Source organism: Plasticicumulans acidivorans, from assembly GCF_003182095.1.
Classification (GTDB): Bacteria; Pseudomonadota; Gammaproteobacteria; order Competibacterales; family Competibacteraceae; genus Plasticicumulans; species Plasticicumulans acidivorans.
Genome location: NZ_QGTJ01000003.1, coordinates 443481 through 455804 on the forward strand (window position 1 = coordinate 443481; position 12324 = coordinate 455804).

A 12324-nucleotide genomic window follows, 5' to 3' on the forward strand; every position below is an offset into this window, starting at 1 on the left:
CCCAACATGGCGCTTGGCGGCATCACCCCGATGCAAAAACTGGCACTCGCCGCTTAGCCCCACTTTTGACGTCCGTTAAAAGCGGGGGGATTACCCCACCGCCAACATCACGCGCCCCAAGTGCGGTTCAATCTCTTCTTCAGAAGCAGAAGTACAGTCCGCTCCAGATGTATCATCCACAAGGCATCGCCGCTGAAAAATTTTGGCAATCACAGCCCTGCCTATCTCTTCAAACTGCCGCTCCGACCTATCAGAACAAAGATAATCCATATCGATTTCTTTTGTAGTGCTCATCGCTTTGTCTCCTCAAGTCACGCACGATAAAGTGCCTTTTTTAATGATTCCATTTAAAATTCACATATAAACGATCAAGTCCAGATCCTGTTGGCGCACAAGAAATGACAAAACCCATTTTTGTTATTGCCAAACGTTTATGTATGTTTGTCTTGATCGCTGCATAGAGACGCATCTAAAAATGTATTCATGTCTCTCAAGTTGGGAGGACACCGTGCTGAGCTGACAGCCATTGCTGCTTAGCCGCAATAACGACAAGTCGACTGGACTGCTGGACCATCCAGACGACGCATACCTCACCCAAAGCGTTCTCTATATCTTCGGTCGCCAGCAGCAACGACTGGTGATATCCAGCCAAGGCTTTCGTGCCTTGCCCGTTGGCCAGCGGGATTTCCGCGTCCACCTTGGCAAGGTCAGTCTGTCGCCAACGCAAGCCGAGCAAACCCGCCACGTTGATCGCGCCGCCGGGCATAAGCACTCTGGTGAATTGCGGATCCCACACGTCCGGGCGCAAATGCAGCAGCGCTCCCTGCTGCTCGAAGCCTACCTTCCACGAAACTTCAGGCAGGCGATTCGGCGAACCTGACTGCTCGAACTCGCTGGGAATTTGGCCCGCCAGCAACGCCAGGCGGTCGCGCTGTGGATTCATCCAGTGCTCCGGAGCCGGCTGTTCTGTTGCCAGTGAAGACCGGGCAAGCAGCAATTCAGCCCCCCACGACTCGGGTGGCATGACGTTGCTGATCCGGTTGATCCGGTTGCACTGCCAAGCGCTGATGGTTGAGCTGACGGCGCAGCAAGGCCTGGTCGCGGCGCGCCGGCACGACCGCCGACGGCCTGCGCGGGCGATCAAACAAATACAGTTTGCAGGAGGCGCCCACGCCAGCCTTGTAATAGTCGCAGTTGCGCCCGAATGTGGAACTGTCCCGGAAGCCCCTGCCCTGCGGGTTTTCCCGGGCGTCATGACGCCTGGCGTCCTGCACTGCCTGATCGACTCCAGTGCGCCGGGACCGGGCCTGTGCCTGCTCTACCCACCCCCGAGTTTGGGCGATGTCCGGTTTGGATGCCTGGGAGGTTTCCAGCGGTTGCGCCAATTGCGTAGCGTTAAAGTGCCGCCACCACACCGCATAGTTGGCCTGCACTGGCGCCGAGGCATACCCGAACCACTCCGGCCGGGGAATGCCCGCGCACAGGTACGCCGATCCGATGGAGCAAACAGACAGCACGCTGGCGAGCGCAGCACCACCCAGCACTTTCAGGATGAGGCGACGAGAAACGCTCACGCCAATTTCGCCTGTCATGCCTGTGCATCCGCTATGGCAGGTGCGGGCTCATCACGCTTGACGCGAAACCAGGCCGCATACAGTGCGGGAACGAAAAACAGGGTCAGCACGGTGGCGACAGTCAGCCCCCCCATGATGGCGATCGCCATTGGCCCCCACAGTGTGGAAAAGGTCAGAGGAATCATCGCCAGGATGGCCGCCAGGGCCGTAAGCACTACCGGGCGGGTACGGCGCACCGTGGCATTGATGATGGCCTGCCAGCGTGGCTCGCCGGCGGCGATGTCACGGTCGATCTGATCAACCAGAATCACCGAATTGCGCATGATCATGCCGGCCAGGGCGATCACGCCCAGAGTGGCCACGAAGCCGAAGGGCGCGCGCGTCAGCAGCAGAGCCAGGCTGACGCCGATCATGCCCAGCGGTGAGGTCAGCACCACCATGAACATGCGGCTGAAGCTCTGAAGCTGGATCATCAGAAACAGCGCCCACAGCAGCAGCATCACCGGCATCACGGCCTGGATCGCGGTATCGGCCTTGATGCTTTCCTCGATGGCTCCTCCCGTCTCGATGCTGTAGCCGACGGGCAGGCTGTCCTTGATTCCCTGCAACATCGGTTCGATCTGCTTGGATACATCCGGCGCCTGGGCTCCTTGCACATCGGCACGCACGCTCAGCGTGGGCAGACGTTTGCGCACCCACAGGCCGCCTTCTTCCAGCACAGGTTCGATACTGGCCACCTGACTCAAGGGCACGCTGCGGCCGCTGGCGGTGCGTATCGTCAGGTCGCCGATCTGACCGGCATCCAGGCGTTCGGCCTCTACGGCACGGGCCACCACGGCGATCAGCTCCGTGCCTTCGCGCACCTGGGTCACGGTAACGCCGCTGAGCAGGGTTTGCAGCGTGCGCGAAATCTCCTGGGTATCCAGGCCGAGCGCCCGGGCACGGTCCTGATCGACCTGCAAGCGCAGCGCCTTGGTGCGCTCGTTCCATTGCAGGTTCACGTCGCGTACATGGGGATGCTCACGCATGCGGTCACGCACCTTTGCGGCAATCTCACGCACCGTGTCGGGCTCTGCGCCGCGTACACGGAACTGCACCGGATAGCCGACGGTCGGTCCCAGCTCCAAGCGATAGACCCGCGTGCGGATGTGTGGAAAGGTGTCCGCCAAGCGGTTGCGCAGATCGGCGGCCAGCATGCCGGCCTGCTTGATCTCGTGCGGATAGACGATCAACTGCGCGTAGTTGAGCTTGGGGGTCTCGGGATCGAGCGCCAGGTAGAAGCGCGGTGATCCACTGCCGACATAAGCGGTGAAGTCACGCACGCGATTGTCCTGGCGCAGCAGATGTTCCACTTTTTCAGTTTCGGCCAGGGTGGCCGCGTAGCTGGCACCTTCCTCCAGATGCACGTCGATCAGAATTTCCTCGCGCGGCGAATCCGGGAAAAACTGTTGGGGCACAAGCTGGAATGCTGCCAGCGACAGCACGAAGGCCGCAGCGGTCGCGGCCAGCACGGTTTTGCGGTGCGCTACACACCAGGAAATTTTTCCGCTGAACCAGCGGTGGAAACGCTGGTGAGCATCACCATGCCCGTCAGTGCCGTGTGGCTTGATGTTTGGCAGCAGTTTGGCTCCCAGGTAGGGAGTGAAAAACACGGCCACCACCCACGACACCAGCAGCGAGATACCCACCACCCAGAAGATCGAGCCGGTGAATTCGCTGGTCGAGGATGCGGCAAAGCCTACCGGCACGAATCCAGCCGCGGTAATCAGCGTACCGGTCAGCATCGGGAAGGCCGTGCTCGTCCAGGCGAAGCTGGCGGCCCTGATGCGATCCCAGCCTTCCTCCATCTTCACCTGCATCATCTCCACGGCGATGATGGCGTCATCGACCAGCAGGCCCAGCGCGATGATGAGCGCTCCCAGCGAGATGCGCTGCAGGTTGATACCCAGGCGCCACATGATGAAAAAGGTGATGCCCAGCACCAGCGGCACCGATAGCGCCACCACGATGCCGGTGCGAAAACCCAGCGCCAGCAGGCTGACACCCAGCACAATGCCCAGGGCCAGCACAAAGTGCCCCAGGAACTCATTGACCGAGTGCTTCACCAGCGTCGGCTGATCGACGATCTTCTCGATGGTGATGCCGGCAGGCAGCACCTGCTGGATCTCCCGCACGACCGCATCCAGCCTCCCGCCCAAGGCCAGGATATCGCCGCCATCAACCATCGATACCGCCAGGCCGGTCACGCGCTCGCCGTTGCGGTGCATCGACAGCTGGGGCGGGTCAACGAAGCCGCGTGTAACCGTCGCCACATCGCCGAGCCGGAAGGTACGGCCATTGGTCTCGATGGCAACGTTCTCGATATCTGCCACCGAACGCACCGCACCATCCACACGGGCATGGATGCGCACCCGCGCACCTTCGACGACGCCAGCCGGTGCGACGATGTTCTGCCGTGTCAGGTTATCCAACAGCTGCTGGGGCGCGATGCCCAGCTGGGCGAGCCGGGAGTGGCTGAATTCGACGTGGATCTGCGGCTCCTGCACGCCCAGCAGCAGCACCTTGGAGACATCCGGCACCTCCAGCATGCGTTCGCGGGCGGCCAGCAGCACCTGCTTCATCCGCACGTCGTCGAAGCCATCGGCATGGAAGGCGTAGATGGAGCCGAAGGTATCGCCGAAGTCGTCGTTGAAGAACGGCCCCTGGACGCCTGCGGGCAGGGTGTCGCGGATGTCTCCCACGCGCTTGCGCGCCTGATACCAGCTCTCGTCGATCTGCGCCTTGCGCGTCCAGTCCTTGAGCACCAGAAAGATGGTGGCCTGCCCAGGTCGGACGTAGCTTTGCACATAGTCGTAGTTCGGCACTTCCTGCAGTGTGCGCTGAATCTTCTCCACTACCTGCTGCTCCAGGTCGCGTGTGGTCGCCCCCGGCCAGGCCACGTCGATGGTCATGACCTTGATGGTCAGACTGGGATCTTCAGCGCGCCCCAGATTGAAGTACGCCAGCGTTCCCAGCAGCAGGGACAGGATCATGGCGAACACCACCAGTGTGCTGTGACGCAGACCCCATGCGGACAGGTTGAATCCCTGTTTCATGGCAGACGCCCATCCCACGGCTGCACAGTCATATTGGTGTCGAGCCGATGCACACCCGCGACCACCACACGCTCACCCGGCGCGACACCGTCGGCGATGGTGATGGTGTCGGTATCCATCGCGGCCAGCGAGACCGGACGCAGCACCAGTTGCTGCGCGCCATCGGGTAAAACCCAGACCCCGGTTTGCCCGCCCTGCTGAATCAGCGCGGTGATGGGCAGCTGCAGATGCAGGCCATATTGCGCAGCATCGAAGCGGACGGAGGCCGTCATGCCCAGCCGGGCAGCGGCAGGCAGCTCCGGCAAGCCGATGCGCACGCGATAGGTCCGCGTTGCCGGGTCAGCGACCGTGGCGACCTCACGCACCGTGCCGGCCAGCTCGACCGCCGGCAGACTGAGCAGACGCACGACGGCCTGCTGTGCCTGGGTGATCTGGCCGATGCGGCTCTCCGGCACATCGACCTGAATTTCGTTTTCGCCGCTGCGCGCCAATCTCAAGATTGGCGTTCCGGCGGCGACCACCTGACCCGCCTCGGCCTGCACCAGCGCCACGGTGCCAGCGGCCGGTGCCGTCAAGGCGGTGTAGGACAAGTCGTTGCGCGACCGATCCAGCCGGCTTTGCGCGGCGCGCACCTGTGCCTGGGCATTGACGTACTGGGTCTCTAAAGCGTCGAAATCAGCACTTGCGATCGCACCGGATTGCGTCAGGCGGCGGTTGCGTTCGACATCCCGACGCACCCGCGCCAGGGTGGCTTGCGTCTGCACCAGATCGGCCGAGGCCTCCTGCACCGCCAGCTTGAACGGCGTGTCATCGATCCGAGCCAGCACCCCACCTTTGGCGACCGTCATGCCCGCATCCACCAGACGTTCGACGATTCGACCCGGCACGCGAAATGCCAGCTGGCTCTCAATCCTGGAGACGATGGTGCCGGACAGCGTTACCGCGAAACGCTCCTGGCTTGGTTGAACCGTGACGACATGAACCGGGACAGCCGCTGACTTTGCCGGCGGGGCGTCGCTACAAGCGGCCAGAACAGCGCTGAGCACCGCAGCCGTAAAAGCGGCAAACGGCTTAATACCTCTGACGTGAGCCCAGCCAGGTGGGGAGAAATATTTAAAAGGCATATCCATGCATTTGCCCGATTGCTTCGTAAAAAAACGCGACGCACAGGGTTGAAATTATTTTGTACCGTTTCGCATAAAAAGCGATTTGCATTCTGTACTGAAGCGCATAAAATAGTCAATGCATTTTTTTCGGATCAGTACAAATATGACCACAGCCCGACCGCGCGGCAGGCCGCGCAACTACGATCCCGAACAGGTTCTGGAGAGCGCTCTGCGCGCGTTCTGGAAGGGGGGCTACTCCGGCACGTCACTGGACACGCTCGCGGCAGCAACCGGGCTCAACCGTCCCAGCCTCTATGCCGGACTGGGAGACAAGCGCACCATCTACATCAAGGCCATGCGGCGATTTCAGGATTACGCACGGGAGCATTTCGGCGCTGCGTTGCAAGCAAGGCCCGAGGACACGTCATTTGTCGATGTGGTCGCCCGCTATCTGCACGCAGCCATCAATGTGGACGGCCCACACGAAAGCATCGGGGTGAGTGGTTGTGCGGTTATTTCCACGGCGACAGCTGAAGCGCTGACCGATCCGGAAATTCGGCAGGTTCTCGACAACGTACTGGAAGAAATGGACCACCAGCTTCTTGCGCGCTTACGGGAAGCCCAAGCCCAAGGCGAGCTCCCCCCCAATACCGACATTGAGGCGATGGGCTTTCTGTTGTCTTCGACCGCTCACAGTATCGGCATCCGTTCGCGTGCCGGGCACACCAAGCGCGATATGGAAAAGATGGTCGATTCTCTGGCGCGGGCGCTATGCCCGGTCAAATGATGAAGGTCGCGGACACGCGGCGCGGCATTGGAGAATGCCTGATCCCTGCAACAGGCAGGCCTCCCCTCTCCCGCAAGGGCCAGCTGCGCTTTGCCCGGCCCTCGGCTGATTCAAACCGTCGCACATAAATAATCAGTGCAAACTCGAATTCAGCGGTTTCTCAGCGACTTCCGGGCTTTCTACATCAAAACCAAAGGAGCGCAGCCTCTTTATCCAGAACGAGAAACCTGCTCTTCTCCCTGCCTGCGCGAAAAAACCGCACGCTGGTACAGCAGCGCAGTGCAAAAAACGACGGCCGCTCCTGTGCAGAGTGAAATTGCTTCACTCACGAAAGAACGAGTCGAGCATACGGGATAAGGGCGAGTTACATCGCTGGAATAAAAAAATGGCCTTTCGGCCATTTTTTTAAAGTCTTGCAGACTCCAGAGGAAGCCTGCAGATCATAAATTGGAGCGGGAAACGAGACTCGAACTCGCGACCCTAACCTTGGCAAGGTTATGCTCTACCAACTGAGCTATTCCCGCAGCGTGCCGTCAACGACGGCAGGGCATGCATATTACGCACCTGTTACGCAGTTCGCAAGCACCTCTCGCGTGGAGTGCTCCCCCCCCTCTACACCACAGCTCTCAAGGTATGGACTTCGTCAGTCTGCTGCTGCTGATCATCATCGCCAACAGCGCTCCGGTGCTGACGACCCGACTGCTCGGCAACCGGGCCACTCGCGCCGTGGACGGCGGATACTGCCTCGCCGATGGCCGCCGCCTGTTCGGCCCCAGTAAAACCTGGCGCGGCATTGCCGCGGCGCTGCTGCTGACGCCGCTGCTCACCATGCTGCTCGGCCACAGTGCTGCCGACGGCCTGTTGATCGCAGCGCTAGCGATGGTTGGCGATCTGGGTTCGAGTTTCTGCAAGCGCCGCCTCGGCCTGCGCGCCAGCGCCCAGGCACTCGGGCTGGACCAGATCCCGGAATCTCTGCTGCCAGCCGCTGTCGTCGGTGCCGACTTCGGACTCGATGCCGGCGACATCGCCGGGCTGGTCGCGGCCTTTGTGCTGCTCGAACTGCTGCTGTCGCGGATCGGCTACCGCCTGCGCTTGCGCAAGGAACCTTACTGAGGACGCCGCAGTTCGTGCACCACCAGCTCCGGCGGACAATTGAAACGCACCGAAACGATCGATGAACCGGTACCGGCCGAGGTGTAGCCCTGCATGTCACAGTAGCGGAAGGGGCCACGGCAGAAGCTGCGCGGGCAATCGGCATTGGTCATCAGCGCAAAGCCGCCCGGCAGACAAAGCTGGCCACCGTGCGTATGCCCGGCGAGCAGCAGATCGAAACCGCTGTGGGCCGCCTGCCAGTAGGCCTCCGGTGAGTGTGCAAGCAGGATCGCGCAGGCATCCAGCGGTACGTTCTCGGCGGCACGCTCGATGTTGTCGGTACAGAAGTAATGCGGATCGTCGATACCGGCCAGATACAGTCTGTCCGCCCCCCGCTCCAGCACGACGTGCTCATTGAGCAACAGGCGGATGCCGAAATCCTCGATCGTCGGCACCATGCGTACGGTGTCATGGTTGCCGAGAATGGCGTAGACCTCGCCCGGCAGCAGGCGGCGCAGGCGCTCCAGCGCGGCCATTGCCGGCCGCCAGTCGCCATGCGTGCGATAGCGGAAATCGCCGGTGATGACGGTCAGATCCGCATCGACCTCCTGCACGCGCTCGCACAGCGTATGCAGGTATTCGGGATCGCCATCGAGATGCAGATCCGACAGATGCAGCAGCCGCAGACCGGAAAACGCCGCCGGCAACGCCGGCAGGGTCACCGGGTTGTGCACCACCTTCAGTGCGCGGGCATTACGCTGTCCGCGACCGTAAATCCCCATCAGGCGCAGTGTGCCGCGGATGACGGCGTGGATCGAATACCAGTTCTCGATGTGGAAAAACGTGCGCCCGTAGCCGAAAACCGCCTTGCCGTGCGCCGATTCCATACTCAGCCGCTGACGCAGGTGGAGCTCACTCAGGCGGGCGCGCAAGCGCTCGTCGTCGCTCGGCGGCAGCGGTGCGGCAACCTGCTGCACCGGCGGGACGCCGCCCGTCAGAACCGGTGACTCAGCGAGCCGCCTGGCTTGTATCGACATGATCGCCTCCCTTCTCACGATCACCCTGCGATCGTCGGCGTGCCACCACCTCTGTGGCCGGCACGCCAGTCTGCACTCCATTTAAGCACTGTTGCCAATGTCGGGCCGATACCAATGCGCAACAAGGAGTGAACTCGTGCAACTTCCGAGTTAACGTTCGGTCATACCGCTCACGTTGCACATACGCAACGGTGCAGTCTTGTTTGATACATGAGTTCAGAGAATTACGGAGTGCCCATGTCCATCCACCGTGCCCTGCCCCTCTGCTTTGCGCTCGCCCTGTCGACGCCGGCGCTGGCGGGTTCCAGTGCCGATGCGCTGCTTGGCGGCGGTGTCGGCGGCGCCGTCGGTGCGCTGGTCGGCAACGAACTCGGCGGACGCGACGGAGCCATCGTCGGCGGTGCCCTCGGTGCAGCCACCGGTGTCGCCATCACGTCCGGCAGTCCGCGCCGCGAGTACTACCGGGAAGCTCCGCGCCCGGTGTATTACGTCGAAGAGCCGCGTCGCGTCTATGTCGCGCCCCCGCCACCGGTTTACGTCTACCGCGAGCGGCCGCGCGTGGTGTACGTAGACCGCTATGTAGAGCGCCGTTATGACGACGGCTACCGTGGCGATCGCTGGCGTCATGACGGTCGTCGTCACGAACACCGCCGCGGCTGGGACGACTAACCCGCCTCAGCCGGCGCCAGCAGCCTGCCGCCACTGCCCCGGGCTGAGGCCATGCGCCCGCCGGAAGACATTGCCGAAGTGTGCCTGGCTGGCGAAGCCGCAGGCCAGCGCCACTTCGGCAAGCGGCAGCTGGCTCGCGCCCAGCAACTGCCGGGCCCGCCGCAGACGGCGGGCAAGCACCCAGGCGTGCGGTGCGAAGCCGGTCGAAACGCGGAACATGCGCGCAAAGTGGAATTCGCTGAGGCAGGCCTGTGCGGCCAGTTCACACAGGCCGAGCGGCGCATCGAGGTGACTGTCGACATAGTCGAGCACCCGCCGCCGCACCGCCGTCGCCAGTCCGCCACGCAGCAGCGGCCATGCTCCGCCGGCGGCATAGCGCTTCAGCAAGGTGGCCAGCATGGCCTGCAGCAACTCATCGGCCGCCACCCGCAGTGCCGGCTCATCCCAGTCCAGCGCCAGCAAGCGGCGACCGAGTGCGGCCAGCACAGCATCTTCGGCATACAGCGCGTCGTGCAGGCTGCAGGCGCGCGGTTCGCGGTCCAGCCATTCGAGAACCGCGGCCGCGAAGCGCGTCGGTGAGATATAGACGTGCAGAAACGCCAGATCGCCATCGACGATCCAGCTCGACGGCGCACCGGCCGGCAGGATGCAGATGCGCTCGGGCGCGCCATGCAGCGTCGGCCGATCGCTGCGGTAAGTGCCAAGCCCGCCGGCCAGATACAGGCTCAGCGTGTGGTGCGCCGGCGCCTCATAGCTGACGCGATCATCGGCATTGCGCCAGACGGCGGCGGAGACGCCATCGCCGAGCTGGCCGGCGCGCAGCTGGCGCGCGTGCGACTGCGTCAGCGCCCGGGCCACCGCCGGTTCATCCGCTTCGTCACGCCGGCCCGTTGCCGCCATCGCTCCGTCCCCTCCTCATCCTGCCGCACGGCGATGATAGCCACGACCGGCGCGCGGCCCGCGGCACGGTGCCGATAAAGCGCAAGATCACGCAAAACAGCGCAGGTTTTCGCAATACTGCACACCCGGTTCAGGCCGATGCTGCGCCTCCCCTGAACGGAGCCCGTGTGCCATGACCGTTTCGCTCTATGCCCTGACCGTGCTGATCTGGGGTACCACCTGGATCGCCATCAAACTGCAGCTCGGCGCGGTGCCGATCGAGGCCTCGATCATCTACCGTTTCACGCTGGCCGCCGCGCTGCTGTTCGCCTGGCTGCTGGCGCGCCGCCGCCTGCAGCGCCTGAGCGCAGCGGATCATCTGTGGACACTGGCGCAGGGCGCCTGCCTGTTCTGCATCAATTTTGTCTGCTTCTACACGGCAACCGGCTACATCAGCAGCGGCACGGTGTCGGTGGTGTTTTCCGCGGCGACGGTCTTCAACGCTGTCAACGGGCGGATTTTCTTCGGCCGGGCGCTGAGCGCCCGCATGCTCGGCGGGGCAGCGTTCGGCGTGCTCGGCCTGACGCTGCTGTTCTGGCGCGAACTCGCCGGCGGCAACAGTGACACCTTGCGCGGCATCGGCTATGCCGCACTCGGCACCTTGTGTTTTTCCTTCGGCAACATGATTTCGGCGCGCCATCAGGCGCATGGCCTGCGCCCGCTCAGCTCCAACGCCTGGGGCATGCTCTACGGCGCGCTGCTGCTCACGCTCTGGGCCTGGCTGCACGGCATCAGCTTTCGCATCGACAGCACGCCCGTCTACCTCGGCGCACTGCTCTACCTCGCCATTCCCGGCTCGGTGATCGGCTTTACCGCCTACCTGACGCTGGTCGGCCGCATCGGTGCCGAGCGCGCGGCCTACGCCACGGTGCTGTTTCCGGTGGTGGCCTTGAGCATCTCCAGCCTGGTCGAGGGCTATCGCTGGACACCGCTCGCCGGCGCCGGCCTGACGCTGGTGATGGCCGGCAACGTGCTGGTGTTCGCCGCGCCGCGTGCGCCGGCGGCGGCCGCGATCAGCGCAAGGCCCGCACTGCCGCGTTGAGTAGATCGAGCAAATCGAAGACGCGGGCGACGTAGGCGTCGTGCAGTGCAAAGCCGCCGCTGCCCTGGCCGTCGAGCTCGCGATTCAGGGCGTCGAGCAGCTTGTGCAGGCGGCGCGCATGCAGACCCAGCGCCTGCTGCAGCGGATCGGTCAGCACGCCGGAGATCGCCGCCAGCACGCCGAGCGCAGCCATCGCGCCACCGGTACTGGCCACCAGCAGCCCGGTCGAGGCGGTGGCCGGAAACGCCGCGTAATACAGCGAGCCGAGCGTCGGCCCGAGCGCGAACTGTGCCACCGCCAGATGCTGGGCGATGCCGCTCGCCGCCGCCGCACCAATCGCCACCGTGCCCGGCGTGAACTGGTTGAGCGCCGCGCCGGCAGCAAGCGTGACCAGCGCATTCGACAGTTCCGCCGCCGCCACCCGCGAGGCGGTGTAATGCGCCAGGAAATCGGTCAGCCGGCCACGCAGGGCAAGGTGCTGGCCGGCGGCGGCGAGTTCGGCGAGCACCGGCGCGAACTGCGCCGCGACGACCGGCTCGGCGAGCACGGTTTCGAACAGCGAATCGTGCTCGCAGCGGCGCCCGCCGCTGGTGAACGGCAGCTCCAGCCAGTCGCTGAAGATCAGCCATTCCAGCTCGCGCTCGACGTCGGTGCGCCAGCCGTGCGGCACGCGCTCCAGCCGCTCGGCCGCGCGGCGCAGACCACCGCGCCGGCTGAGCGCCGCCACGCCGCCGATCGCCAGACGCGGACCGGCCCACAGCACATTGAGCGGCGCGCGCAGCAGATCGCGGCCGAAGGCCACGCGGTTGAGCTGCCAGGCGCCGCGCCAGCCGAAATGCCGGTGCGTGAACGGGACGATCCGCTGCCGGCGCGCATCGATCCAGCGACGGGCGGCGGCACTGACCGCGACATCGAGCGCGGCATGCGTCAGGGAAGGCAGTGCATCAGTCATTGCGGCAGTGACCGGCAAACGGCACAAGCGT

12 protein-coding genes and 1 tRNA gene are annotated in these 12324 nt (G+C 63.8%); 4 read left to right on the forward strand and 9 right to left on the reverse strand.

Going from position 1 to position 12324, the window contains the following annotated elements; genetic code table 11:
• Nucleotides 1-90: 90 nt before the first annotated feature.
• The 5 genes from C7443_RS07445 to C7443_RS07465 form a co-directional block, all read right to left on the reverse strand.
• Nucleotides 91-294, reverse strand: coding sequence for a hypothetical protein (locus C7443_RS07445; RefSeq protein WP_110017945.1), 204 nt, complete (start codon nt 292-294; stop codon nt 91-93).
• Nucleotides 295-490: 196 nt separating this feature from the next.
• Nucleotides 491-943, reverse strand: a complete 453-nt coding sequence (locus C7443_RS07450) for a hypothetical protein (RefSeq protein ID WP_110017946.1) — start codon at nt 941-943, stop codon at nt 491-493.
• A 55-nt stretch (nt 944-998) separates the two neighbouring features.
• On the reverse strand, nt 999-1592 hold the full coding sequence (locus tag C7443_RS07455) for a hypothetical protein (RefSeq protein ID WP_110017947.1): 594 nt from the start codon (nt 1590-1592) through the stop codon (nt 999-1001).
• The gene (locus C7443_RS07460; protein ID WP_110017948.1) at nt 1589-4669 is read right to left on the reverse strand and encodes an efflux RND transporter permease subunit; all 3081 of its coding nucleotides are present in this window, start codon (nt 4667-4669) and stop codon (nt 1589-1591) included. Before C7443_RS07460 ends, C7443_RS07455 begins: the two co-directional genes overlap by 4 nt.
• A complete protein-coding gene (locus C7443_RS07465; RefSeq protein WP_110017949.1) occupies nt 4666-5799 on the reverse strand; it encodes an efflux RND transporter periplasmic adaptor subunit in 1134 nt (377 codons plus the stop codon). Before C7443_RS07465 ends, C7443_RS07460 begins: the two co-directional genes overlap by 4 nt.
• Nucleotides 5800-5938: 139 nt before the next feature.
• Between C7443_RS07465 and C7443_RS07470 the strand changes: the two genes are divergently transcribed.
• Nucleotides 5939-6562, forward strand: a complete 624-nt coding sequence (locus C7443_RS07470) for a TetR/AcrR family transcriptional regulator (protein WP_110017950.1) — start codon at nt 5939-5941, stop codon at nt 6560-6562.
• A 448-nt stretch (nt 6563-7010) separates the two neighbouring features.
• On the opposite strand, the gene C7443_RS07475 is transcribed toward C7443_RS07470, so the two are convergent.
• Nucleotides 7011-7086, reverse strand: a tRNA-Gly gene (locus tag C7443_RS07475).
• 109 nt (nt 7087-7195) lie between these two features.
• On the opposite strand from C7443_RS07475, the gene C7443_RS07480 reads away from it, so the two are divergent.
• Nucleotides 7196-7675, forward strand: a complete 480-nt coding sequence (locus C7443_RS07480) for a CDP-archaeol synthase (RefSeq protein WP_110017951.1) — start codon at nt 7196-7198, stop codon at nt 7673-7675.
• Here the strand turns inward: C7443_RS07480 and C7443_RS07485 are convergent.
• Nucleotides 7669-8691, reverse strand: a complete 1023-nt coding sequence (locus C7443_RS07485; RefSeq protein WP_110017952.1) for a metallophosphoesterase — start codon at nt 8689-8691, stop codon at nt 7669-7671. The two genes, C7443_RS07480 and C7443_RS07485, sit on opposite strands and share 7 nt — an antisense overlap.
• Nucleotides 8692-8928: 237 nt before the next feature.
• Between C7443_RS07485 and C7443_RS07490 the strand changes: the two genes are divergently transcribed.
• Nucleotides 8929-9360 carry a hypothetical protein gene (locus C7443_RS07490; RefSeq protein WP_110017953.1) on the forward strand — a complete coding sequence of 144 codons (432 nt, stop codon included), beginning with the start codon at nt 8929-8931 and terminating at the stop codon, nt 9358-9360.
• Between the two features lie 6 nt (nt 9361-9366).
• Here the strand turns inward: C7443_RS07490 and C7443_RS07495 are convergent, their stop codons facing one another.
• Nucleotides 9367-10260 carry an AraC family transcriptional regulator gene (locus C7443_RS07495; RefSeq protein ID WP_110017954.1) on the reverse strand — a complete coding sequence of 298 codons (894 nt, stop codon included), beginning with the start codon at nt 10258-10260 and terminating at the stop codon, nt 9367-9369.
• A gap of 172 nt (nt 10261-10432) precedes the next feature.
• Between C7443_RS07495 and C7443_RS07500 the strand changes: the two genes are divergently transcribed.
• Nucleotides 10433-11341, forward strand: coding sequence for a DMT family transporter (locus tag C7443_RS07500; protein ID WP_110017955.1), 909 nt, complete (start codon nt 10433-10435; stop codon nt 11339-11341).
• On the opposite strand, the gene C7443_RS07505 is transcribed toward C7443_RS07500, so the two are convergent.
• Entirely contained in the window at nt 11313-12293 is a 981-nt protein-coding gene (locus C7443_RS07505; RefSeq protein WP_110017956.1) for a DUF6635 family protein, read from the reverse strand. The two genes, C7443_RS07500 and C7443_RS07505, sit on opposite strands and share 29 nt — an antisense overlap.
• Nucleotides 12294-12324: the final 31 nt, after the last annotated feature.